Source organism: Pseudomonas gingeri, from assembly GCF_013385425.1.
GTDB lineage: Bacteria > Pseudomonadota > Gammaproteobacteria > Pseudomonadales > Pseudomonadaceae > Aquipseudomonas > Aquipseudomonas gingeri_D.
Genome location: NZ_JACAQA010000006.1, coordinates 51,024 through 74,464 on the forward strand (window position 1 = coordinate 51,024; position 23,441 = coordinate 74,464).

A 23,441-nucleotide genomic window follows, 5' to 3' on the forward strand; every position below is an offset into this window, starting at 1 on the left:
TCAAACTTCCAATAGCACGCGGGCAATGCCTTGCAGTTTACGGGTGAGCGGGCCAACCGACCAGCTCAGGTCGGCAAAAGCCCGGACGGGCCAGACACCATAGACACTGTTACAGAGAAAGACTTCATCAGCTTGCCGGAATTGCTCCAGGCTGATATCGGAAATATCAACAGGGATTGCCAGTGCCCGCGCCTCTTCCAGCAACTGCGCGCGCATCACCCCCGCCACGCCGCAACGACTGAGGTCGGCGGTGCGAAGCACACCCGCCCGCACCAGGAACAGATTACTGAACACGCCTTCGATCACCCGACCGGAGGTGTCGAGCATCAAGCCTTCGGCCTGTTCTCCCCCCTGCCATTCGGCACGGGCCAGGACCTGCTCCAGGCGATTGAGATGCTTGAGCCCGGCCAGCAGGGGCTGCTCGGACAAACGTGTCGTACAGGGGAAAAGGCCAATACCGTGCTGCTGGTAGGCCTCTGGATAAGTCGGCGGCGGGCTGCCTTGCAGGATCCGTCGCGGTTGCGCATCCGCCGACACCGCATAGCCGCGCTGGCTGTCACCCCGGGTGAGAATCAGCTTGAGTACGCCCTCCCCCAGTGCCGCACCGTAGGCGAGCAACTCGCGGCGAACCAACCCGTGATCCGCCGCGATACCCAGGCGTCGACAACCTTCGGCCAGGCGTTGCAGGTGCCGCTCGAGCAGCAGCGGCTTGCCGGCTTTCACGGCGATGGTCTCGAACAGACCATCGCCGTAGGCCAGGCCGCGGTCCTTGAGGGACAACGCGTCGCCCGGCCGGCCGTCGACCCAGCTGTCCATCACTCGGCGAACCGGCGGAACACCAGGGAGCCGTTGGTACCGCCAAAGCCGAAGGAGTTGGACAGCACCACATCGATGGGCATGCGCCGGGCTTCGTGGGGCACGAAATCCAGGTCGCAGCCTTCATCAGGCTCATCGAGGTTGATGGTCGGCGGTGCAACCTGGTCGGCGATGGCCAGCACGCTGAAAATCGCCTCGATGGCACCGGCGGCGCCCAACAGGTGGCCCGTCATCGACTTGGTCGAACTGATCGCCAGCTTGTAGGCCTGCTCACCGAACACCCGCTTGATCGCCTCGGCTTCGGCCAGGTCGCCGGCCGGGGTCGAAGTACCATGGGCGTTGATGTACTGCACCTGATCCAGGTTCAGCTTGGCATCGCGCATGGCATTGGCGATGCAGCGGGCCGCACCGGCACCGTCGTCGGGTGGCGAGGTCATGTGGTAGGCATCGCCGCTCATGCCGAAGCCGATCAGCTCGGCATAGATGGTGGCGCCACGGGCCTTGGCGTGCTCCAGCTCTTCGAGCACCAGGGCGCCAGCACCGTCGGACAGCACGAAGCCGTCACGCCCCTTGTCCCACGGACGGCTGGCACGGGCCGGCTCGTCATTGCGCGTGGACAGCGCCCGGGAAGCACCGAAACCACCCATGCCGAGGCCGCAAGCCGCCATTTCGGCGCCACCGGCAATCATCACATCGGCCTCATCGTAGGCAATATTGCGCGCCGCCATGCCGATGCAGTGGGTGCCGGTGGTGCACGCCGTCGCGATGGCATAGTTCGGCCCCTGAGCGCCCAGGTGGATGGACAGGAAACCGGAAATCATATTGATGATCGACCCGGGCACGAAGAACGGCGAAATACGCCGTGGCCCCTGGTCGTGCAACGTGCGGCAGGTCTGCTCGATATTGGTCAGACCACCAATACCCGACCCCATGGCCACGCCGATGCGCTCACGGTTGGCATCGGTCACTTCAAGGCCGGCGTTACGCACTGCCTGGAAACCGGCTGCCAGGCCGTATTGAATGAACAGGTCGAGTTTGCGGGCTTCTTTGGCCGACAAGTACTCTTCGACATTGAAACCTTTTACCGAGCCGCCAAAACGGGTGGTATAGGCAGAAAGGTCTGTGTGTTCGATCAGACCAATGCCACTACGGCCAGCCAGAATGCCTTGCCAGGTACTCGGAACATCCGTACCCAATGGCGACAACATCCCCATGCCGGTGACTACGACGCGTCTACGCGACACAGCACTCTCCTTTATCCTGTTGACGACACTTTGCCTCACACCTAAAGAAAAAACCGCACGCCGTGATGGCAGTGCGGTTTTTCCATGACAGCGGGCAACGACTACAAACTATTACGCCTGATGGGCAGTAACGTAATCGATAGCTGCTTGAACGGTAGTGATTTTTTCAGCTTCTTCGTCAGGGATTTCGGTCTCGAATTCCTCTTCCAGAGCCATCACAAGCTCAACGGTGTCAAGGGAGTCGGCACCCAGGTCTTCAACGAAGGAAGCAGCCAAGGTGACTTCTTCTTCTTTGACGCCCAGTTGCTCGGCAACGATTTTCTTGACGCGTTCTTCGATGGTGCTCATACCTTGTTTTCACTCCTAATGGAAAAATTCAGGCAGCTGGCCGGTGGGTAAGTGTATAGAAAGGCTTTTCAGCTTTTCAACCGAAAGCTTCAGCCTTTGTCCCCCTTTGCCCTCTGCCCCTCAATAAGTTGCAGCTTTATAACGGATTTTAGACAGCTGGTATGACATTTTTTTGAAGCAATCCGTCACATTTGAATTACATGTACATCCCGCCGTTCACCGGGATTGTAGCCCCAGTCACGTATGCCGCACCGTCCGAAGCCAGAAAAGCGACCACTTGCGCGATCTCTTGAGCCTGGCCCAGGCGGCCCAGCGGAATCTGCGTCAGCAAGGCTTCACGCTGCGCTTCAGGCAATTCACGGGTCATATCGGTGTCGATGAACCCTGGAGCCACCGAGTTTACCGTAATCGAGCGCGAACCGACTTCACGCGCCAATGCACGGCTGAAACCTTCGAGGCCGGCCTTGGCTGCCGCGTAGTTTACTTGGCCTGCGTTGCCCATGGCACCCACAACCGAACCAATATTGATGATTCGGCCCCAGCGGGCCTTGGTCATGCCGCGCAGAACGCCCTTGGACAGGCGGAACAGGCTGTTGAGATTGGTATCGACCACGTCGTACCACTCGTCATCTTTCATCCGCATCATCAGGTTATCGCGGGTGATACCGGCATTATTGACCAGGATCGCCGGCGCACCGAACTGCTCGCCGATGCTCGCCAGAACGGTGGCAACCGACTCATCGCTGGTTACATTAAGTTCCAGACCCGTGCCTTGAATGCCATGCTCCTTGAGGGTCGCGGCAATTCGCTCGGCACCGGAGGCCGAGGTCGCGGTGCCGATGACCACGGCGCCAAGACGCCCCAGCTCGAGGGCGATGGCTTGGCCGATGCCACGGCTGGCGCCGGTGACCAGTGCAACTTTACCTTGCAGACTCATGCAGGCTTCTCCTGATTCAGGCCCGCGCCGCGCGCGTGGCGGCGAAGGCATCCGGGGTATTGAGGTTGGACGTATTGACGCCATCGGCGCAACGCTTGTTCAGGCCGGCCAGCACCTTACCAGGGCCGCATTCGACCAGTTCGGTGGCGCCGTTGGCCGCCAGGCACTGGACCGACTCGACCCAACGCACTGGCTTGTAGAGCTGTTCCAGCAGGTCGCGCTTGAGGGTTGCGAGGTCCGTGGCCACCTGGGCACTGACGTTCTGCACCAGCGGGATCTGCGGTGCCTGCCAGTCGATGGCGGCAACGGATTCGGCAAAACGCTCGGCGGCCGGACGCATCAGTTCGCAATGCGACGGTACGCTGACCGGCAGCGGCAGGGCGCGCTTGGCACCCTTGGCCTTGCAGGCTTCCATGGCGCGCTCGACGGCGGCCTTGGCCCCGGCGATCACCACCTGGCCCGGCGAGTTGAAGTTCACCGCGCTGACCACTTCACCTTGTGCTGCGTCGGCGCAGGCCGCAATCACATCGGCATCGTCCAGCCCGAGGATCGCCGCCATGGCCCCCTGCCCGGCCGGAACCGCTTCCTGCATCAGTTGGCCACGGCGCTCCACCAATTTCACCGCATCACCCAGGCTCAGGCTGCCGGCGGCGACCAGCGCGCTGTATTCGCCCAGGCTGTGACCGGCGACATAGGCCGGACGCGCCCCACCTTCAGCCAGCCACAGGCGCCACAAGGCGACGGAGGCGGTGAGGATCGCGGGCTGGGTCTTGTCGGTCTGGTTCAGTTGCTCTTCCGGCCCCTGCTGGGTCAGTGCCCAGAGGTCATAGCCCAGGGCATCGGAGGCTTCTTTGAAGGTCTCCAGGATCAGCGGGTATTGCGCGCCCAGCTCGGCAAGCATGCCGAGGGACTGCGAACCCTGTCCTGGAAAGACGAATGCGAGGGATGTGGACATGTAACAAGCCCCTAATGATCTTGTCGTCGAAGAATTGACGTCCCGCCTTGGCGGACGCAAGAAACTGTCAGTTTGGATGGCTGATTGAACTGAGCGGTCACATTTAAGCATTCCCGCGGGAAAACGCCTAAAGCAATAGCTCCTCCAGGCGACCATGCAGGCGCTCGGGGAGGTTTTCCTGGATCTCGATCAGGGCTCGGGCAATCGCGCTCTGGAAACCCTCGACACCGGCGGAGCCGTGACTCTTGATGACAATGCCCTGCAAGCCGAGAAAACTCGCGCCATTGTGCCGCGCCGGGGCGAGATCGGCCTGCAGGCGCTTGAGCAGCGGCAAGGCCAGGGCACCCACCAGGCGCGAGGCCAGGTTCTGCCTGAACAGCGCCTCGATCCGCGCGGCGATCATGGTCGCCAGGCCTTCGCTGGACTTGAGCAGGATATTGCCGACAAAACCGTCGCAGACCACCACATCGGCCTCGCCGCGATACAGCCCGTCGCCTTCGACGAAGCCGATGTAGTTCAGCCCCCGTGCCTGCTGCAACAGCGTCGCCGCCAGCTTGACCTGCTGGTTGCCCTTGATGTCCTCGGTGCCGACATTGAGCAGCGCAACACGCGGCCGCAGCACGCCAAGGGCCTCGGCGGCCACCGCGCCCATCACGGCGAACTGGAACAGGTGCTCGGCACTGCAATCGACGTTCGCCCCCAGGTCCAGCAACTGGCAATAGCCGCGCTGGGTCGGGATGGCCGCGACCATGGCCGGACGATCAATCCCCGGCAAGGTCTTCAGCACATGCCGCGACAAGGCCATCAAGGCCCCGGTATTGCCGGCACTGACACAGGCCTGGACCTTGTCATCGCGCAGCAACTGCAAGGCCACGCGCATCGACGAATCCGGCTTGCCACGCAGGGCCTGGGACGGACGCTCATCCATGGTGATGATTTCGCTGGCAGGCGTAATGGTCAGGCGCGCGCGATCCACAGTCGGATAACTGGCGATCAGGGGTTCAAGCTGGGAAGGTTGACCGACGAGGGTCAGGTGCAGCGAGGGTGTAGCAGACAGACAGGCAATACTGGCCTGGACAATGCTGCGGGGACCGAAGTCCCCGCCCATTGCGTCGATCGCGATGATCTGAGCGGACAAGATTTACTCGTCAGCGCCCTTGTCGATCACTTTGCGGCCACGGTATACGCCTTCTGGCGATACGTGGTGACGCAGGTGAACTTCACCGGTGGTCTTTTCCACGGACAGGGTGCTTGCCTCGAGGGCGTCGTGCGAACGACGCATGTCACGGGCGGAGCGGGATTTTTTGTTCTGCTGAACAGCCATAATTGATTAACTCCTAAACGTTTGGGTCACGCTTTAACTGCGCCAATACACTGAACGGGTTGGACCGCGTTACCTCGTCCTCGCTCGGTTCGGGCTCATCGAGCCCCGCCGGCTGCTGGCATTCTTCCGGATGATGAGCAGGCACAATGGGCAAGGCGAGCAGAAGCTCTTCCTCGATCAATGCCTGCAGATCCAAAGGATCTTCGCCCAGTTCCAGCACGTCATAACCTTTCGGCAACGACTGGGTATTCGCACCCTCCTTCACCACAGCATAACTGCATTCGCTGTGGATCGGCAGGGTGACCAGCTCAAGACAACGCTGGCAAACCATTTTGACCTCGGTGTCGATAAAGCTGTGAATCATCACGGCCTTACGTTCATCTCGTTCAAAAACGAATTTAGCCTGCACCGTACCGACAGTGTCGGAAAGCGAGTCGCAGAGTCTCTCCAAATCGGCCAGCAGCAGTTCACCTTGAAGGGTGGTGCCACGATCAGCCAATTTGCGCGGGTCAACGTGAGGTGGAATCGGGTCATTCAACATAGGCGCAGCATTCTAGGGATGCACCCTGCCACTGTCAAAGGAAATTAGGCCCTGTCCGTCAGCCGGCCGGCCGACTAGAATCGGCGACCTGCCTCAGGAGAACCGCATGCTGCCCTTGTTACTTGCCTCAAGCTCGGCCTATCGCCGGGAATTGCTGACCCGCCTGCGCCTGCCTTTCACTTGCGCCTCGCCGGATATCGACGAAAGCCAGCGTCCCGGCGAAGCCGCCATCGAGCTGGTCAAACGCCTGGCCAAGGAAAAGGCCCGGGCCCTGGCCGCCCATCATCCGGCGCACCTGATCATCGGTTCGGACCAGGTCGCGGTACTCGACGGACAGATACTCGGCAAGCCCCACGGCTTCGAGAAAGCCCGCGAACAGCTGCTGGCCGCCAGCGGCACTCGCGTGAGCTTTCTCACCGGACTGGCGCTGCTCAACAGCCAGACCGGGGCATGCCAGGTGGACTGCGTCCCCTTCAGCGTGCAGATGCGCAGCTTGACGGTCGAACGCATTGAACGCTACCTGCACGCCGAACAACCCTATGACTGTGCCGGCAGCTTCAAGGCCGAGGGACTGGGCGTAAGCCTGTTCCAGAGCACGGAAGGACCGGATTCCACCAGCCTGATCGGACTGCCACTGATTCGTCTTGTGGACATGTTGCTGGTCGAAGGCGTACAGATTCCGTAATGCGCGCCATCGGCACGCCCTCAGCCTGCCGGCTGATCGCGAGCAAGCTTGCTCCTACATACCGGAACCCTGCATTCCGCCCATAAAAAAACCGGTCATTCACGACCGGTTTTTTATGGCTGCACGAACATCAGCGCAAGGTCGGACCCTGGAAGCCCATCCACATCGCCAACTGCTCGGCGACACTGGCACCCAGCTTTTTCGAGAAGCGATCGAAAGGCGATTCCTGAACGGTAAAGTCCACCAGCTCCTTCTCGCCGATCACATCCCGCGCCACGGAACTGGCACTGCCCAGGCCGTCGATCAAGCCCAATGGCAACGCCTGCTCGCCGGACCAGATCAGCCCGGAGAACAGCTCGGGATGATCCTTGTCTTTCAGGCGATCACCACGCCCCTTCTTCACGCTGGCGATGAACTGGTTGTGGGTGGTGTCCAGGACACCCTGCCAGAACCTGGTCTCATCGGCCTTCTGTGGCTGGAACGGATCGAGAAACGCCTTGTGCTCACCCGAAGAGTACGGGCGACGCTCCACACCCAGCTTCTCCATGGTGCCGACAAAACCGTAGCCGGCCGCCGTCACCCCAATGGAACCGACCAGGCTGGACTTGTCGGCATAGATCTCGTCCGCCGCGCTGGCGATGTAGTAGGCGCCGGAAGCCCCGATATCGGAAATTACCGCGTACACCTTGGTATCCGGGTGCAGGCCACGCAGACGACGAATCTCGTCAAACACATAACCCGACTGCACAGGACTGCCGCCCGGGCTGTTGATACGCATGATGATCGCCTTGACCTTCGGATCCTCGAAGGCCGTACGCAGACTGCCGACAATATTGTCGGCACTGGCCGACTCCTTGTCCGCAATCACCCCGCGCACCTCGATCAGGGCGGTGTAGTGAGCCCCACGACCGGCGCTCTTCTCCATATTGATCAGCGGCGAGAACATCACCAGCGCGCCGAACAGATACACAAAGGTCAGCAGCTTGAAGAAGATCCCCCAGCGCCGCGAGCGACGTTGCTCCTGCACACCGGCCAGCAAGGTCTTTTCCAGCAGCTTCCAGCTCCTGTCATCACCCGAACCCGATTCGGCATTCGCCTTTGGCGGCGCGCCCCATTCATCAGACATGCGTACTCACCCCAACGAATTCAATTGACCCGGCCATCGAGCCAGGCATGCAACTGTGGAAAACTGTCAATCTCCAAGCGCGGCTCGAACACCCGCAACTCATCCATCGACAAGGCACCATAACCTACAGCCACTGAATCCATGCCAGCATTGCGAGCCATTTGCAAATCGAACACCGAGTCCCCGACCATCAGGGCCTGGGAAGCCGGGACACGACAATGGGCGAGAATCTGCTCGAGCATCAGCGGATGCGGCTTGCTGGCGGTTTCATCGGCGGCGCGGGTGATATCGAAATAATCCGACCAGCCATGGGCCTTCAATACCCGATCCAGGCCGCGACGGTTCTTGCCGGTCGCGACCGCCAACTGGTAGCCGCCGGCGCGAAACGCCTCCATGGACTCCAGGACGCCTGGAAACAGCGGCGAAGGAACCGTTTCAAGGGCAATGTAGCTGTCGGCATAGTGCTGGCGAAAAACCACCAGTTCTTCATCGCTGATCGCCGGGTACAGGGTGCAGATCGCTTCCGGCAAGCCGAGACCGATAATGCCCTTGACCGCCGTCTCATCGCGCGGGACAAAACCCGAACGCGCGGCCGCCACCCCCATCGCCTCGACAATCCGACCAATGGAATCGGCCAAGGTGCCGTCCCAATCGAAAATCAGCAGCTTGTATTCAGACCGCACTCAGTCGCTCCACCGTCTTGGCCCACATTTCATCCACCGGTGCCTGCAACTTCAATTCGCCGCCATCGGGCAGCGGCACGGTCAGCATATAGGCGTGAAGGAACAGGCGCTTGCCGCCCAGATCGCGGATTTCCTTGGTGAAACCATCGTCACCGTACTTGCTGTCGCCAGCAATACAGTGCCCGGCGTGCAAGGTGTGCACACGAATCTGGTGGGTCCGACCGGTCACCGGCTTGGCCTCGACCATGGTGGCGAAATCACCGAAACGGCGCAGTACCTTGAACACCGTGAGCGCCTCCTTGCCCTCCTCGTTGACCTCGACCATGCGCTCGCCGGAGCGCAGGTTGCTCTTGAGCAAGGGCGCGCGCACCTGCTTGATCGAAGCCGCCCAGTTACCACGCACCAGGGCCATATAACGTTTATCGATGCCGTCGCCGCGCAGCGCTTCGTGCAGATGGCGCAACATGCTGCGCTTCTTGGCGATCATCAGCAGTCCGGAGGTGTCGCGGTCCAGGCGATGGACCAGTTCCAGCTCCTTGGCATCCGGGCGCAACTGACGGAAGGCTTCGATCACGCCATAGTTCAGGCCGCTGCCGCCGTGCACGGCAATACCGGCCGGCTTGTTGATCACGATCAGGGCCTTGTCTTCAAACACGATCGAAGCCTCCAGGCGCTGCAACAGCCCCTGGGCCAAAGGCACCGGTTCGTCGCGCTCGGGGACGCGCACGGGCGGAACCCGCACGATATCGCCGGCCTGGAGTTTGTACTCGGGCTTGATGCGCCCCTTGTTCACTCGCACTTCGCCTTTGCGCAAAATGCGGTAAATCAAGGTCTTGGGCACACCCTTGAGCCGAGCGAGAAGGAAATTGTCAATGCGCTGGCCGGCATATTCCGGCGAGACCTCAAGCAGTTGTACGCCTGGAGTCGGGGGGGTAGTCGTCGTCATGCCGGCGATGATAACAATTTTTTATGGAATTGAAGCACTTAATCATTGCTGCTATAGTCGCGAACGCCGCCAAAAGCGGCTGGACAGAGGACCAACGGCCAACAGCCGGCCCTGCCCAACGCAATTCATCAGGATGCGAGGCCGTCCTACGGGGCTTTCGCCGTTCGAGGAAAGGTTCGCGATCGTAACGAGCGCAGGTGACATGAGGCCTGAAGCGCGCCGGAAAACTGAGTCAACACTCGTTTCCCGAGCCGGTATTAACGGCCAGTTCACAAAGTGCAGTCGGTCACGAGTCACACCTGGGCGAAGGCATCGGAAACAACGCCTAATTAGCCATGAGCGTGCTTTCCCCTTTCGGAGAACACGGTAAATGCCAACCCGCTGCGGATTCTGCGCGCGGCCGCACCCGAATTATCAGGGATACGTGTAGGGTGGAGATGCACAACCGTCGGACTGTGTAGCATTAGGCTTTATCAAGACGCTTCATATCGTCCACACCCGCGGTTGATTCCTCCTCCTGACAGAGCTTTTGCTTGTGAGGTGCCTTTTGTCACCCCAAGAAGCAGGACGCGTGAGTCGCGACTTCGTCCCCTCTGGACGAACCTCGCCAGACACAGGAATGGCCAACCACTCCTGACGCACCTGACACCGACCGTGAGAAGTCGTGTGTGCCGAACGCCGTTTCCGGCAGCCCGGAAACCGACGGTACTACATGAAAAGAATGCTGATTAACGCAACTCAACCCGAAGAGTTGCGTGTTGCCCTGGTAGACGGCCAGCGCCTCTACGACCTGGACATCGAGTCCGGTGCACGCGAGCAGAAGAAGGCCAATATCTATAAAGGCCGGATTACTCGCATCGAGCCAAGCCTTGAGGCTGCCTTTGTCGATTTCGGCTCTGAGCGCCACGGCTTCCTGCCGCTGAAAGAAATCTCCCGCGAATACTTCAAGAAAGCCCCCGAAGGCCGCGTCAATATCAAGGACGTCCTGAGCGAAGGCCAGGAAGTCATCGTCCAGGTCGAGAAAGAAGAACGTGGCAACAAGGGCGCCGCCCTGACCACCTTCATCAGCCTGGCCGGTCGTTACCTGGTACTGATGCCGAACAACCCACGTGCCGGCGGTATCTCCCGTCGCATCGAAGGCGAAGAGCGCAATGAACTGCGTGAAGCGCTGAACGGCCTGGTTGCCCCGGCCGACATGGGCCTGATCGTGCGCACTGCCGGCCTTGGCCGCAGCAGCGAAGAAATGCAGTGGGACCTCGACTACCTGCTGCAACTCTGGACCGCCATCAAAGAAGCCTCGCTGGATCGCTCCGCGCCTTTCCTGATCTACCAGGAAAGCAACGTGATCATCCGCGCCATCCGCGATTACCTGCGCCAGGACATCGGCGAAGTGCTGATCGACAGCGTTGAAGCCCAGGACGAAGCCCTGACCTTCATCCGCCAGGTGATGCCGCAGTACGCCAGCAAGATCAAGCTGTATGAAGACAGCGTGCCACTGTTCAACCGTTTCCAGATCGAAAGCCAGATCGAGACCGCCTTCCAGCGCGTCGTCGAACTGCCTTCCGGCGGCTCCATCGTCATCGATCCGACCGAAGCCCTGGTGTCCATCGACATCAACTCGGCGCGCGCCACCAAAGGCAGCGACATCGAAGAAACCGCGCTGCAGACCAACCTGGAAGCCGCTGAAGAAATCGCCCGTCAGTTGCGCCTGCGCGACATCGGCGGCCTGATCGTCATCGACTTCATCGACATGACCCCGGCCAAGAACCAGCGCGCCGTGGAAGAAAAAGTCCGCGAGTGCCTGGAAGCCGACCGTGCCCGCGTACAAGTCGGCCGTATCTCGCGCTTCGGCCTGCTGGAAATGTCCCGTCAGCGCCTGCGTCCGTCCCTGGGCGAAAGCAGCGGCATCGTCTGCCCGCGTTGCAACGGCACCGGCATCATCCGTGACGTCGAATCGCTGTCCCTGGCGATCCTGCGCCTGATCGAAGAAGAAGCCCTGAAGGACCGCACCGCCGAAGTCCGCGCCCAGGTGCCGATCCCGGTTGCAGCCTTCCTGCTCAACGAAAAACGCAACTCGATCACCAAGATCGAACTGCGTACCCGTGCACGCATCGTGATCCTGCCGAACGATCACCTCGAGACGCCGCACTTCGAAGTGCAACGTCTGCGTGATGACAGCCCGGAAGCCCACACCAACCAGTCCAGCTACGAAATCGCCGCTGCCGCTGCCGAAGTGGAAGAAGTCCAGCCGGCCGCGGCCACCCGTACCTTGGTTCGCCAGGAAGCGGCGGTCAAGACCGCTCCGGTCCGCGCCAACGCTCCGGTTCCGGCCGAAGAAGTCGCCGCTCCGGTTGCCGCACCCACACCGGTTATCGCCGAGCCAAGCCTGTTCAAGGGCCTGGTGAAGTCGCTGGTCAGCCTGTTCGCCAGCAAGGAAGAGCCTGTTGCACCGGCCGTGGTTGAAAAACCGGCAGCCGAGCGTCCGGCCCGTAACGAAGAGCGTCGCAACGGTCGCCAGCAGAGCCGCAACCGTAACGGTCGCCGCGATGAAGAGCGCAAGCCGCGCGAAGAACGTGCGCCACGTGAAGAACGTGCACCGCGCGAGCCGCGTGAAGAACGCGCCCCACGGGAAGAACGTGCGCCGCGTGAAGAGCGTGCGCCACGTGAAGTCCGCGAAGTGCGTGACGAAGCCCCGGCCGTAGCCCGCGAGGAACGTGCTCCACGTGCTCCGCGTGAAGAACGTGCACCGCGCGCCCCGCGTGAAGATCGCAAGCCACGTGGCGAGCGTGAAGAACGCGTGCGTGAACTGCGCGAGCCACTGGATGCCGCACCGGCCGTCGCCGCTGCTGCAACGGCTGCTGTAGTCGCTGAAGAGCGTCCAGCCCGTGCGCCACGTGAAGAACGTCAGCCGCGTGCACCGCGTGAAGAACGCCAACCGCGTGCCGAGCAACCTGCTGTTGCCGGTGAAGAAGAAGTGTTGCAGGGCGAAGAGCATCTGCAGGACGACGGCCAGGACAACGCCGAGGGTGGCGATCGTCCACGTCGCCGCTCCCGTGGTCAGCGTCGCCGCAGCAACCGTCGTGAGCGTCAACGTGATGCCAACGGCAACGTGATCGAAGGTTCGGAAGAAGGCAGCGAAGAGCACCATGAGCACGCTACCGGTGCCGAACTGGCTGCCGGCCTGGCCGTGACCGCCGCTGTCGCCAGCAGCGTGATCAGTGCTCCAGCCGAAGCCGAGGCGCATCAGCAGGCCGAACTGGCCACTGCCGCGATCCAGGAAACCCCGGAGGTTGAAGCTCCGGTCGTTGAAGCCACCACCCCGGTGGAAGCGCCAGCGGTACCGGAAGTGGAAGTCGCCCCGGTTCGTGAAGCCGAGCCCGTGGTTGAAGCCGCCGTCGAGCCAGCGGTTGCCGCTGAACTGCCGGTATTCGTGGCACCTGAACCGGCCATCGAAACCGCGGTTGTCGAAGCACCGGTTGTTGCAGCGCCAGTCGTTGAAGAACCTGTTGCTCCAGCCCCTGTCGTCGAAGCTCCGGTTGCGGAGCCCGCGCCAGAGCCGGCTCAGGAAGTCCAGGCCACGTTCCAATGGTCCGAGCCAGCCGTCGAAGCACCTCAGGCACCCGTGACCGAAACTGTGGTGGCTGAAGAGCCAGCCGTGGTTGCACAGCCAGAGCCTGCTCCGGTGGTTGCTCCAGTCGTGGCTGAAGTCGCTGCACCGGTTGCCGAGGCGGCTCCGGCCAGCGCCCTGACCAGCAACGGTCGCGCTCCGAACGATCCGCGTGAAGTGCGTCGTCGCAAGCGTGAAGAAGAGCGCCTGGCTCAGGAAGCTGCCGAACGTGCCGCTGCTGCCCCCGCAGTAGAAGCCGTGGTCGCTGCCGAACCGACGCCTGCGCCTGAAGCGGCTCCAGCGGAGTTCGTGCCGACTGAAAGCGGAGCGGCTGCACCGACCATCGACGAAAACCTGCAGTCCGTCGAAGAAGTGGTTGAACATAACCACAAGGCCCAGGAAGAAGCCCACGAGCCTAAACCCCTCGCCTGACTCTGACGGCTGTTGAAAAGCCCCGCCTGCAGCGATGCAGGCGGGGCTTTTTTTGTCCACCATTCATAGCCCACCTCCTTTCCTGCCTGAAGATCCAGCCGCCATGCAGCAAGGAAAAGCCCTACATCACAAACTGAAGCCCACTGACTGACTCCCGCTTTTCGTCGGCGCACAGTCAGCCTCTCAGGGACGGGTGAGAGGGCAATGTTCATGAAGAACGCAAACAAGAGGCTGGCCTGGTGCTTTCCTTTCAAGGTTGCAGGTGCTCGCAGCCGGGAAGTCGCGGACCCGCAAACCTGCTACGACGCCCTGGCCAAAGCCACGGGCGGCACCTACCCGCTGGGGCAAGGCGGCCTCTGGCATGGCGGGGTGCATTTCGACAAGAACACGGCGGCGCTCCTCGACCAGGAGGCCGTACGGTGCATTGCCGATGGCGAAGTCATTGCCTACCGCATCGATCAGGCCTACCCCACCTCCCCCAAGGCCAACGGCGAGCCGGCGGCCTATTCAACGGGGTTCGTGCTGATCAAGCATTGCCTGAGCCTTCCCGGCCAGCCGTACAGCGCAATCTCCCCGCTGCCGCCACAGTCGCTGACGTTCTACAGCCTCTATATGCATTTACTCAGTTGGGAGCACTACCAGCGCGACCCCGGCAGAGCCAGGCCGGCTTTCTGGATGGAAGAACCTCAAGCCAAGGCCCGGGTCATCTCTCTCGATACTCCGTTCGCCATCAAGGCTGGAGCACTGATCGGTCATCCCGGCATCTTCAGTACACCCAGTCATGGGGATGGCCAAGGCCTGCTGCATCTGGAAGTCTTCAGTTGCGACGATGTGCCGGCCTTTATCGAAAAGAGTCGCGCCTATGCCGCCAGCCTCCCCGAGAGTGAAAGAAGCCTGGCCCGCATCAGTAGAATCGCCAGTGCTCTGGTGCCACACACTCCTGATATCAACGCCAGTCACCCGCCGAAGATGGCAAAACGCAGCCTGCGGACGCTCCCGGGCCTGATCCTGCCACGGGTGGTCCTCGATAACCTGCCGTCCGATCACCGGATCCGCGACACCTTTGCCCTGCCCGGCCTGAAGCCCTACACCCAGCACTGGTGGCACCTCAAGAACCGCATGGCCGATGCCAGTGGCCAGCGTGTCAGCGGCTGGCTGGGCGAGAGTGCGCTGTTCTTCGACGACTACAGCCCGTGGGATTGGGCCGGCTTTGATTGCCTGCGCGAAACGACCTGCCATAGCGAACAGCTGGCCTGTCACTTCCAGGCCATGGAGTTGTTCAGCAAGGCACAACAGGCCGACTACGACTTGCAGGTGCACAAGGCGAACAACGGCCCGATCAAGACCCGACTGCGCCAGATTATCCAGGGCAACGCTGATTCCATCGCGGTCAGCCCGCTGCTGACACCAAAGCGAATTCGCGCCGCGCTGGACAATCCCCATCACGCCCAAGCCATTTCGCAGTTGATTGTTCATTATGAAAGCGAGTGGTTCTGGAACCCCGCCAAATGGAATGAGCTGGATCACCTGCTACGACACAGTGACAGCGAACCCAATAAACGCTGGGAGCAGGAGAAAAAGCGGATTCAGAAACTGTCCTGGTGGGCCGAGTTGGCGGGAAAGCATGGGATCAATCCGGACGGGAAAGCCTGGTACTTTCATCCCATCGGGTTATTGGCAAACTTTGTGGTCATCGAAGATGAAAACGACCTCAAGTGGCTCACGGTGGAGCGAGGACAGCTGACGTTTGACGTGGAAGGTAATGATATTGATGATCCTGCCCATCCGCTGCATATCTACTTCAGTCGCAAGGTGCACTGGCCGGGTGGGGCATCGGGAATAACCATTGGTCGCGGGTATGATCTGGGACAGAACAAAAATGCCGAAGCCGATCTGGCGGCGGCCAATATTCCTGAGCCGTTGTATAGCTGGTTGATTGGCGCCAAAGGGCTTCATGGTCAGGCGGCAAGAAACTATCTCAAGGCTGCCAGCCTGGAGATAAAGAGGTTTTCCATATCCAGAAAGCAACAGCATGATTTATTCATCCCAGTCTATGAATTCATGAAGAGCGAAGTTATCCGAATTTCAGAGAAGCTTTCCAAAAATCGCGAATATGGAGCCCTGGACTGGGACACAATAGAAAAAAAAATTCAGGATCTGATAGTCGACTTAAGATACAGAGGAGACTACGACGCTGACGCCAGACTCCTATTGCAAAGGCACTTTGTAGAAAACGATCTCCCAAGGTTATTGAACATCATGAGCAACCGCTTGAATTGGCCTAACGTACCATCCGACAGGTTCAACAGACGTATAAGGCATTTGAGGTAACTTTATGAAAAAAATAACAGCGTTAGTACTTCTCTACACAGCAAGCACAATGGCCGAAGAAATCAGCTACAGATCAATCTTCGAAGTGGACTCCAGGCGCTTTGGAAGCACAGTCGCACGCTACTTGATAAGTCGCGACAATTACCCCTGCTTGAATGTAGAAATTTTAGATCCTGATAAAAACTGGAGCATTTCCTCAAGGAAAAAATTCTGTAGTTTTGAGGGAAAATCCTTAAGAGCCGACTTTACCGATGCCGACTTCGAAAATATAAAATTCTCGAAAAGTGGAATAGAAACAACACTTTCAATTACCCCACGTGCGTTGACAGGGGAGGAACGCTTTATCTGCTTGATTCCCATAGAGGGGAATCGCATAGGAAACCTTAGCTGTAGCCGCCAGGAGTAAGCATTGCCGGTACATCTACATCCCAAAGCACACCAGGATCTTCGACAGAAACCTCTCGCACTTTACCCTCCGCAAACAGCGGCTTGGCCCCGCGATCTCCCGACAAACCCATCAGGGCCGGTCCAAACGAACGCCCGAATCCCACCGGATGCCCATACTCACCTCGAAAAACCGGCACGAAAACTCCATCGCCTTCAATCCCTGCCATCACCCGTGCAATCGTCCCCGGCAGGATAAACGGCATATCCCCCAGCACCACCAGCCAGCCCGCCGATTCGGCCGTCGCCGTCACTGCAGCGGCGAGACTGTCGCCCATGCCCGTCGACTCGATCAGCAGCACCCGGCAGCCATACACCTGCGCCAGACGAATGACCTCCAAGCGATCCGCCGTCGTCGCCAATAACCGGGTTCCAAGCCCCTGCGGCAAACTCAGCAGCACATGCTCCAACACAGCCCGCTCGACACCATCACGCCCAACACAGCGCGCCAGCAACTTGTCCTGATCGGCCCCCGCCGCCTGTCGAAAACGACTGCCCTGCCCCGCCGCCAGGACAATAGCCGCGATCTCCTCACTCACTGGCCGCCAGCTCCGGCTTTTTCTGCCGTAACTCGACGCCGTTCTTGATCGCGACGACTTCCGCCATCAAGGACAAGGCAATCTCCGCCGGTGTATGGCTGCCGATATGCAGGCCAATCGGACCATGCAGGCGAGCAATGGCCTCCGCACTCAAGCCCAACACCGCCAGATTATCTCGGCGCTTCTGGCTATTGACCCGCGAGCCCAGCGCACCGATATAAAACGCCCGGGAATTCAGCGCCGTCAGCAGCGCCATATCGTCAAGCCGGGGGTCATGGGTCAGGGCGACGATCGCCGTGCGTTCGTCGGTCTGGATATTCAGCACCGCCTCATCGGGCATGCCCGGTACAAAACGCCCGTGCTGTTCTTCCCAGCCGTAGACGAACTCCTTGCGTGGATCGCAGATCAAGACTTCGAAATCCAGCAACCGGGCCATTTCCGCCACGTAGCGCGACAACTGACCGGCACCGATCAGCAGCAAGCGCCAGCGCGGACCGTAGATCGCCCGCAAGCGCTCACCGTCAAAACTCAGGGTGTCGCTCTTGCCCGCGTTGCTCAAGGTCACTTCGCCGGTGGCCAGGTTCAGCTCCCGAGCGACAATCTCATGGGCCTCGCAGCGCGCCAGCAACTGCGCCACCCAACCCGGATCGCCTACCCGCTCCTCGGTCAGGCGCAAAGTCCCACCACAGGGCAGGCCAAAACGCGCCGCCTCGTCACGGCTCACGCCATAGGTCACCAGTTGCACCGGCGGCCCGTCTTCCGACAGGCGTCCATCCTGCAAACGCTGGATCAGGTCATCCTCGATGCAGCCTCCGGACACCGAGCCGATCACCACGCCATCCTCGCGCAAGGCCAGCATCGCCCCCGGCGGCCGTGGCGCACTGCCCCAGGTCTGGACCACGCTGTAGAGCACCACCCGCTGCCCCGCGCGACGCCATTGCAGGACACTGCGCAGGACATTCAGATCGACACTGTCCATCAGGCTTTCACCTGGTTCCAGCCTTGCAGCTGGTAACGCACCGGCAGGTTGCGGATACGCTTGCCGGTGGCGGCAAAGATCGCGTTGCACAGCGCCGGCGCAATCGGTGGCACGCCCGGCTCACCGACACCGCCCAACGGCACCTCGCCCGGTGGCGTGACCAGATGCACCGCCACCTCCTTCGGCGCCAGGGACATGCGCGCCACTTCGTACATATGGAAATTGTCCTGCTGGACCTTGCCCTCCTTGAAGCTGATCTCGCCCAGCACGGCGTTGCCCAGGCCCATGACGCAGGCCCCTTCGAACTGCGAGCGGATCCGCTCCGGGTTGATCTGCGGACCGCAGTCCACGGCGATATCGGCCTTGTGCACGATCAAGCTGCCGTCATCCTTGACCTCCACCTCGATCACCGCGGCCACGTAGGTGACAAAGCTGTAATGCACCGCCAGCCCCAGGCCACGCCCCGGCGGCAACTTGCGCCCCCAGCCGGCGGCCTTGGTCGCGGTTTCCAGGACTGCGCGCATACGCCCGGTATCGATGGGATAACGCTCGGGGGACTCACCGTAGTTCCATTGATCGCTCAGGGTACGCGGGTCGATCTGGCGATCCGGCGCCAGCAACTTGAGCTGATAGGCCAGTGGATCCTGGCCGGCTTTATGGGCCAGTTCATCGACAAAACTCTGGATGGCGAAACCATGGGGGATATTCGATACCGAACGGTACCAGCCCACCCGCGTATGCACCTTGGCCTCCGGGTTTTCCAGGCGCACGTTGGGAATGTTGTAGGCCATGTTGGTAAAGCCCATGCCCAGTTCAAAGGCGCCCTCGTTGTTCATATTGGGCGCGAACAGTGCCGTGATACTCGGTGCCACGGTGCGGTGCAGCCAACCGGACGGCGTGCCATCCTTGTTCAGGCTGGCCCGCAGGTATTCCGCCGACACGGTGTGGAAATACGAATAGTGGATATCGTCCTCGCGGGTCCACTGCACGCGCACGGCCTGGCCCGGCATTGCCTTGGCAAGAATGGCCGCCTCGATGATGTAGTCAGGCTTGGACTTGCGCCCGAAACCGCCGCCGAGCAGGGTCACGTTGACCGTCACCTGGTCGAAGCCGATCCCCAGGCGCTCGGCGATCCGCTCGCGGGTCACCTGGGGTGCCTGGGTCGGCGCCCAGGCTTCGCAGTGGCCGTCGTTGAAACGGGCGATGGCAACCATCGGTTCCATCGGCGACTGGGCCAGGTGCGGCAGGTAATAACCGGCTTCGAACTGGCTGTCGGCGCGTTTCAGGGCCTCCTCGACATTGCCGGTATCGCGCACCACCTTGCCCGGCTGGCGTGCCGAGGCTTCCAGTTCCTGGCGGTAGGCAATCGAGTCATAACCGGCATTGACGCCGTCATCCCAGACGATCATCAGCGCGTCGCGGCCCTTGATCGCCGCCCAGGTATTGCTGGCAATCACCGCCACACCACCCAGCGGCTGGAACTCGGAAGGCAACGGACGACTTTCGATTTCCACGACCTTGAGCACGCCCGGGACCTTCAGCGCGGCGCTGGCATCAAAGGATTTGACCTTGCCGCCGTACACTCGAGGACGAGCTACAGTGGCGTAGACGGTGCCTTCAAAATGCACATCGGCACCGTACAACGCTCGGCCATTGACGATATCCGCGCCGTCGATGGCCCGGAACGCTTCCTTGCCGATATAGCGGAATTCCGACGCTTGCTTGAGCTTCAGGCTGTCGCGGGCAGGAACGGCCAGTGCGGCGGCGGCGGCCGCCAGGGCACCGTAACCGAGCTCGCGCCCGCTCGGGCTGTGGATAACCTTGTGCAGCTGCGCCCGGCATTCCGCCACCGGGACTTTCCACTGCGCGGCCGCCGCCTGTTCGAGCATGGTCCGGGCCGCCGCGCCGCAACGCCGCATCGGTTCGTACCAGTGGCGCATGCTGCGGGAACCGTCGGTGTCCTGGTTGCCGAAACGCACCTCGTCGCCCGGCGCCTGCTTGACCTTGACCCTTGCCCAGTCGGCCTCAAGCTCGTCCGCCACCACCATGCTCAGGCTGGTGCGCACGCCCTGGCCCATCTCGGCGCGGTTGCAGATCACCGTCACACTGCCATCGGCCTCGATACTCACATAGACCTTGGGATCATCGACCCAGCCATTGGGCATATGGTCGGCCCCATATTTCTGCTCGCCTTCGGCAAAGGCCTCGGGCAGGCCCCAGCTTGCCGCCAGGACCAGTGCACCGGTGGCGCCGACACCCTTGAGAAAGCCACGCCGGCTGAGATTGCTCAGGACGAAATCGTTCAGGGACGGGTTCATGCCTTGGTCTCCCGCAGATGGGCCGCGGCCTGGTGAATGGCCGTCTTGATGCGGTTATAGGTCCCGCAACGGCAGATATTCCCGACCATGGCCTCTTCGATCTGGGCATCGCTGGGCTTGGGGTTGACCTTGAGCAAGGCCGTGGCCGACATGATCTGCCCGCCCTGGCAGAAGCCGCACTGGGCAACGCCGCCGTCCAGCCACGCCTGCTGCACAGCCTGGCCGACCGGATCGCTGTGCAGGTTGTCGATGGTGCTGATGCTCTGCCCCGCCACGGAGCCGACCGGGGTGATGCAGGAACGTGCCGGCAGCCCGTCGATGTGCACGGTGCAGGCACCGCACAGTCCCATGCCGCAGCCGAATTTGGTCCCGGTATAACCCGCCACATCACGGATCGCCCAGAGCAGCGGCATGTCCTCGGTGACGTCCAGTGGATGGTCTTGACCGTTGAGTTTCAGGGTAATCATGGGCACGCCCGCATAGTTCAAGGTTATGGGGTCGAGCCATCCGCCGTTGAGTGCCACGGTTCGACACGGGGCGGATCGACTCAGGCTAACAGGCTCTCTCATGAAGCAAACGCTTCATCGGGCCTTTCATGGGATCTGTTTTTACGCCGTTGGCCGGCGAAGGGAAAGCCGTATTCGGAAAAAAGCCTTGTGTACGCTGGATCGCTCTGAATCGGGCTTGCCGGTGATAACGCTGCGACAGATGCCAGCGCTATCACCGAAAAAGCATAGCCTCAGTAGAGATTCGGCTCCATTTCCAGCTCAACGGTAAATCGTTGCAAAATGTCAGCCTGGATCCGCCGGGCCAGGGCCAGCAATTGCAGGCCGCTCGCCGTGCCATAGTTGACCAGCACCAAGGACTGCAAAAGGTGTACACCTGCATCTTCTTCGCGAAAACCTTTCCAGCCCGCCGCCTCGATCAACCAGCCCGCCGCCAGTTTCACCTGGCCGTCAGGCTGTGGATAACTCACCAGCCCGGGATGCGCCAACTTCAATTCGGCAGCCTGGGCAGCCGACACCAGGGGGTTCTTGAAGAAACTCCCGGCATTGCCCAGCACAGCGGGATCGGGCAGCTTTTCGCTGCGGATACTGCAAATGGCCCGACTGACATCGCTGGCGGTCGGCTGGCTCACACCCTGCTCGGCCAGGCGCTGGGCCACCGGGCCGTAGCCCAGGTGCAGATGCTCGGCACGGCTCAAGGCAAAGCGTACACGCAGGATCAACCAACGCCCGGCGGCGTGTTTGAACAGACTGTCGCGATAACCGAACTGACATTCCTGCAGGGAAAACTCGCGCAACTCACCCGTCTCGCGATCCAGCGCGGTCAGGCCGGCAAACACATCCTTGATCTCGACCCCGTAGGCGCCGATGTTCTGCATCGGGGCTGCACCAACGGTGCCGGGAATCAGGCTGAGGTTTTCCAGACCGTTCCAGCCCTGGGCCAGGGTCGACAGCACAAAGGGATGCCAGGGCTCGCCGGCCTCGGCTTCGATCACGACATTGATGCCATCATCGCGCAGCAGGCGAATCCCCCGGGTGCCCATGCGCAACACCAGCGCCTGGATATCCGCGGTCAGCAACAGGTTGCTGCCGCCACCGATCACCAGCAACGGCAACTGATGCTGCGCCGCATAGGCCAGGGCCTCGCGGACATCGGCATCGCTGTGGGCCTCGGCGAACCACTGCGCACGAACATCGACACCAAAGCTGTTATAGGGTTTGAGGGAGACCCCGGCTTGCACTTGCAGGGTCATAGACGCCCCTTGAGTTCGATCACCAGCCGATCGCTGGCCTGTTCGATCAGGTCCAGGACCTGCTCGAAACCCTGTTCTTCGTCGTAGTACGGGTCCGGCACTTCCTCCACCGCCCCGTCATAACGTCGCAGGAACAGGTCCAGTTCGGCCTTGCCCTGGGCCGGCTGGAGCAACTTGAGGTTGCGCAGGTTGCTCTGGTCCATGGCCAGGATCAGATCGTAGCGGTTGAAATCCGCCGCCGCGACCTGTCGGGCACGCTGGGCCGACAAGTCATAGCCGCGCATCCGCGCCGCCCGCTGGCTGCGAGTATCCGGTGGTTTGCCGACATGCCAGGCACCGGTGCCGGCGGAAGCCACTTCGATCTGTTCGGCTAGGCCGGCCTCACGCAATTTGTGCCGCAACACACCTTCGGCCGTGGGCGAACGACAGATATTGCCCAGGCAGACAAACAGAACCCGCATCAGACCTCCAGCAACCGACGAACGCGATCGAGGTCTTGCGCCGTATCGACGCCGGTCGGTGGCGCCTCCAAGGCATCGGCGACATGAATCCGCACGCCGTGCCACAGCGCCCGTAGCTGCTCCAGGCGCTCGGTGGTTTCCAGCCAGCATGGGCCCCAGTTGACGAAGTCATGCAGGAAGCCGGCACGATAGGCATAGATGCCGATATGCCGGCGGAACGGTATGCCTGACGGCAGTTGCTCGCGGCTGATGGCGAAGTCATCCCGCGCCCAGGGCAGGGTCGCGCGGCTGAACGTCAGCGCCAGGCCGTTGATGTCGCTGACCACCTTGACCACATTCGGGTTGAACAGGGTTTCCACGTCGTGGATCGGCTCGGCCAGGGTGGCCATGCGCGCTTCACTGTGGGCCGCGAGGTTGGCCGCGACCTGATCGATCACCACAGGGGGAATCAGCGGCTCGTCGCCCTGGACGTTGACGACGATGTCATCCGCCGCCAGGCCCAGCAAAGTGGCGACCTCGGCCAGGCGATCGGTGCCGGACTCGTGATCTTCGCGGGTCAGCAGCACTTCGGCACCAAAGGCCCGACAGGCCTCGACGATACGTGCATCATCAGTGGCCACCACCACCCGCTGGGCGCTGCTTTTGCACGCCTGCTCCCAGGTGTGCTGGATCATCGGCTTGCCGGCGATCAGTTGCAGCGGCTTGGCCGGCAGGCGGGTGGAGGAAAAGCGCGCCGGAATCACGACGACGAACGGGGTGCTCATTTGTCCAGGCGCTCGTCGGTGCTCAGGGTCCGGGCTTCGCTTTCCAGCATGACCGGAATGCCGTCGCGGATCGGATAGGCCAGGCCCGCGCCCTTGCTGATCAGTTCGGTCTTGTCGGCGCTGAGCTTGAGGGGACCTTTGCAGATCGGGCAGGCGAGGATGTCGAGCAGTTTGGTGTCCATGAGGATTCCCTGGATAAAAA

General features: G+C 61.3%; 23 protein-coding genes. 4 read left to right on the plus strand and 19 right to left on the minus strand.

Annotation, left to right across the window (positions count from 1 at the left end):
* From pabC to HX830_RS11635, 8 genes are all read right to left on the minus strand, one after another.
* On the minus strand, positions 1–816 hold the full coding sequence (pabC, locus tag HX830_RS11600) for an aminodeoxychorismate lyase (protein WP_177100295.1): 816 nt from the start codon (positions 814–816) through the stop codon (positions 1–3).
* Entirely contained in the window at positions 816–2,060 is a 1,245-nt protein-coding gene (fabF, locus tag HX830_RS11605; protein ID WP_177100297.1) for a beta-ketoacyl-ACP synthase II, read from the minus strand. Before fabF ends, pabC begins: the two co-directional genes overlap by 1 nt.
* 111 nt (positions 2,061–2,171) lie before the next feature.
* Entirely contained in the window at positions 2,172–2,408 is a 237-nt protein-coding gene (acpP, locus tag HX830_RS11610; RefSeq protein WP_152737125.1) for an acyl carrier protein, read from the minus strand.
* A gap of 196 nt (positions 2,409–2,604) precedes the next feature.
* A complete protein-coding gene (fabG, locus tag HX830_RS11615) occupies positions 2,605–3,345 on the minus strand; it encodes a 3-oxoacyl-ACP reductase FabG (RefSeq protein WP_103496774.1) in 741 nt (246 codons plus the stop codon).
* 16 nt (positions 3,346–3,361) lie between these two features.
* Entirely contained in the window at positions 3,362–4,300 is a 939-nt protein-coding gene (gene fabD / locus HX830_RS11620; protein ID WP_152737126.1) for an ACP S-malonyltransferase, read from the minus strand.
* A gap of 127 nt (positions 4,301–4,427) precedes the next feature.
* Positions 4,428–5,438 (minus strand): phosphate acyltransferase PlsX, encoded by a 1,011-nt coding sequence (plsX, locus tag HX830_RS11625; RefSeq protein WP_103496772.1) that lies wholly within the window; start codon positions 5,436–5,438, stop codon positions 4,428–4,430.
* Positions 5,439–5,441: 3 nt separating this feature from the next.
* Positions 5,442–5,624, minus strand: a complete 183-nt coding sequence (gene rpmF, locus HX830_RS11630; RefSeq protein ID WP_003179396.1) for a 50S ribosomal protein L32 — start codon at positions 5,622–5,624, stop codon at positions 5,442–5,444.
* A gap of 13 nt (positions 5,625–5,637) precedes the next feature.
* Positions 5,638–6,165 (minus strand): YceD family protein, encoded by a 528-nt coding sequence (locus tag HX830_RS11635; RefSeq protein WP_100940760.1) that lies wholly within the window; start codon positions 6,163–6,165, stop codon positions 5,638–5,640.
* A 106-nt stretch (positions 6,166–6,271) separates the two neighbouring features.
* On the opposite strand from HX830_RS11635, the gene HX830_RS11640 reads away from it, so the two are divergent.
* Entirely contained in the window at positions 6,272–6,850 is a 579-nt protein-coding gene (locus HX830_RS11640; protein WP_152737127.1) for a Maf family protein, read from the plus strand.
* A gap of 130 nt (positions 6,851–6,980) precedes the next feature.
* Here the strand turns inward: HX830_RS11640 and HX830_RS11645 are convergent, their stop codons facing one another.
* Genes HX830_RS11645 through rluC form a run of 3 tightly spaced genes read right to left on the minus strand, consistent with a single transcriptional unit; the run spans position 6,981 to position 9,605 of the window.
* A complete protein-coding gene (locus HX830_RS11645; protein ID WP_103496770.1) occupies positions 6,981–7,976 on the minus strand; it encodes a S49 family peptidase in 996 nt (331 codons plus the stop codon).
* Between the two features lie 20 nt (positions 7,977–7,996).
* On the minus strand, positions 7,997–8,659 hold the full coding sequence (locus HX830_RS11650; RefSeq protein WP_177100299.1) for an HAD-IA family hydrolase: 663 nt from the start codon (positions 8,657–8,659) through the stop codon (positions 7,997–7,999).
* Positions 8,649–9,605 carry a 23S rRNA pseudouridine(955/2504/2580) synthase RluC gene (gene rluC / locus HX830_RS11655; protein WP_103496768.1) on the minus strand — a complete coding sequence of 319 codons (957 nt, stop codon included), beginning with the start codon at positions 9,603–9,605 and terminating at the stop codon, positions 8,649–8,651. Before rluC ends, HX830_RS11650 begins: the two co-directional genes overlap by 11 nt.
* A gap of 712 nt (positions 9,606–10,317) precedes the next feature.
* On the opposite strand from rluC, the gene rne reads away from it, so the two are divergent.
* The 3 genes from rne to HX830_RS31885 all read left to right on the plus strand — a co-directional run bounded on the left by rne (position 10,318) and on the right by HX830_RS31885 (position 16,381).
* On the plus strand, positions 10,318–13,644 hold the full coding sequence (gene rne / locus HX830_RS11660) for a ribonuclease E (RefSeq protein WP_177100301.1): 3,327 nt from the start codon (positions 10,318–10,320) through the stop codon (positions 13,642–13,644).
* A gap of 204 nt (positions 13,645–13,848) precedes the next feature.
* The gene (locus tag HX830_RS11665) at positions 13,849–15,975 is read left to right on the plus strand and encodes a pesticin C-terminus-like muramidase (protein WP_177100303.1); all 2,127 of its coding nucleotides are present in this window, start codon (positions 13,849–13,851) and stop codon (positions 15,973–15,975) included.
* A 4-nt stretch (positions 15,976–15,979) separates the two neighbouring features.
* Positions 15,980–16,381, plus strand: coding sequence for a hypothetical protein (locus HX830_RS31885; protein ID WP_218171268.1), 402 nt, complete (start codon positions 15,980–15,982; stop codon positions 16,379–16,381).
* Here HX830_RS31885 and HX830_RS11670 read toward each other — a convergent pair.
* The 8 genes from HX830_RS11670 to HX830_RS11705 all read right to left on the minus strand — a co-directional run bounded on the left by HX830_RS11670 (position 16,359) and on the right by HX830_RS11705 (position 23,421).
* On the minus strand, positions 16,359–16,958 hold the full coding sequence (locus HX830_RS11670; protein ID WP_177100305.1) for a nucleotidyltransferase family protein: 600 nt from the start codon (positions 16,956–16,958) through the stop codon (positions 16,359–16,361). The two genes, HX830_RS31885 and HX830_RS11670, sit on opposite strands and share 23 nt — an antisense overlap.
* Positions 16,951–17,937 (minus strand): XdhC family protein, encoded by a 987-nt coding sequence (locus HX830_RS11675; protein ID WP_177100307.1) that lies wholly within the window; start codon positions 17,935–17,937, stop codon positions 16,951–16,953. Before HX830_RS11675 ends, HX830_RS11670 begins: the two co-directional genes overlap by 8 nt.
* Positions 17,937–20,255 carry a xanthine dehydrogenase family protein molybdopterin-binding subunit gene (locus HX830_RS11680; protein WP_177100309.1) on the minus strand — a complete coding sequence of 773 codons (2,319 nt, stop codon included), beginning with the start codon at positions 20,253–20,255 and terminating at the stop codon, positions 17,937–17,939. The genes HX830_RS11675 and HX830_RS11680 overlap by 1 nt, the downstream gene beginning before the upstream one ends.
* Positions 20,252–20,722: a (2Fe-2S)-binding protein gene (locus HX830_RS11685; protein ID WP_103496762.1), complete on the minus strand. Its 471-nt coding sequence runs from the start codon at positions 20,720–20,722 to the stop codon at positions 20,252–20,254. Before HX830_RS11685 ends, HX830_RS11680 begins: the two co-directional genes overlap by 4 nt.
* 272 nt (positions 20,723–20,994) lie before the next feature.
* Positions 20,995–22,014 carry a UDP-N-acetylmuramate dehydrogenase gene (murB, locus tag HX830_RS11690; RefSeq protein ID WP_152737134.1) on the minus strand — a complete coding sequence of 340 codons (1,020 nt, stop codon included), beginning with the start codon at positions 22,012–22,014 and terminating at the stop codon, positions 20,995–20,997.
* Positions 22,011–22,475, minus strand: a complete 465-nt coding sequence (locus HX830_RS11695; protein ID WP_177100311.1) for a low molecular weight protein-tyrosine-phosphatase — start codon at positions 22,473–22,475, stop codon at positions 22,011–22,013. Before HX830_RS11695 ends, murB begins: the two co-directional genes overlap by 4 nt.
* Positions 22,475–23,239: a 3-deoxy-manno-octulosonate cytidylyltransferase gene (kdsB, locus tag HX830_RS11700; protein ID WP_177100313.1), complete on the minus strand. Its 765-nt coding sequence runs from the start codon at positions 23,237–23,239 to the stop codon at positions 22,475–22,477. The genes HX830_RS11695 and kdsB overlap by 1 nt, the downstream gene beginning before the upstream one ends.
* Complete coding sequence (locus HX830_RS11705) at positions 23,236–23,421, minus strand: Trm112 family protein (RefSeq protein ID WP_007931663.1); 186 nt, start codon at positions 23,419–23,421, stop codon at positions 23,236–23,238. Before HX830_RS11705 ends, kdsB begins: the two co-directional genes overlap by 4 nt.
* Positions 23,422–23,441 lie beyond the last annotated feature (20 nt).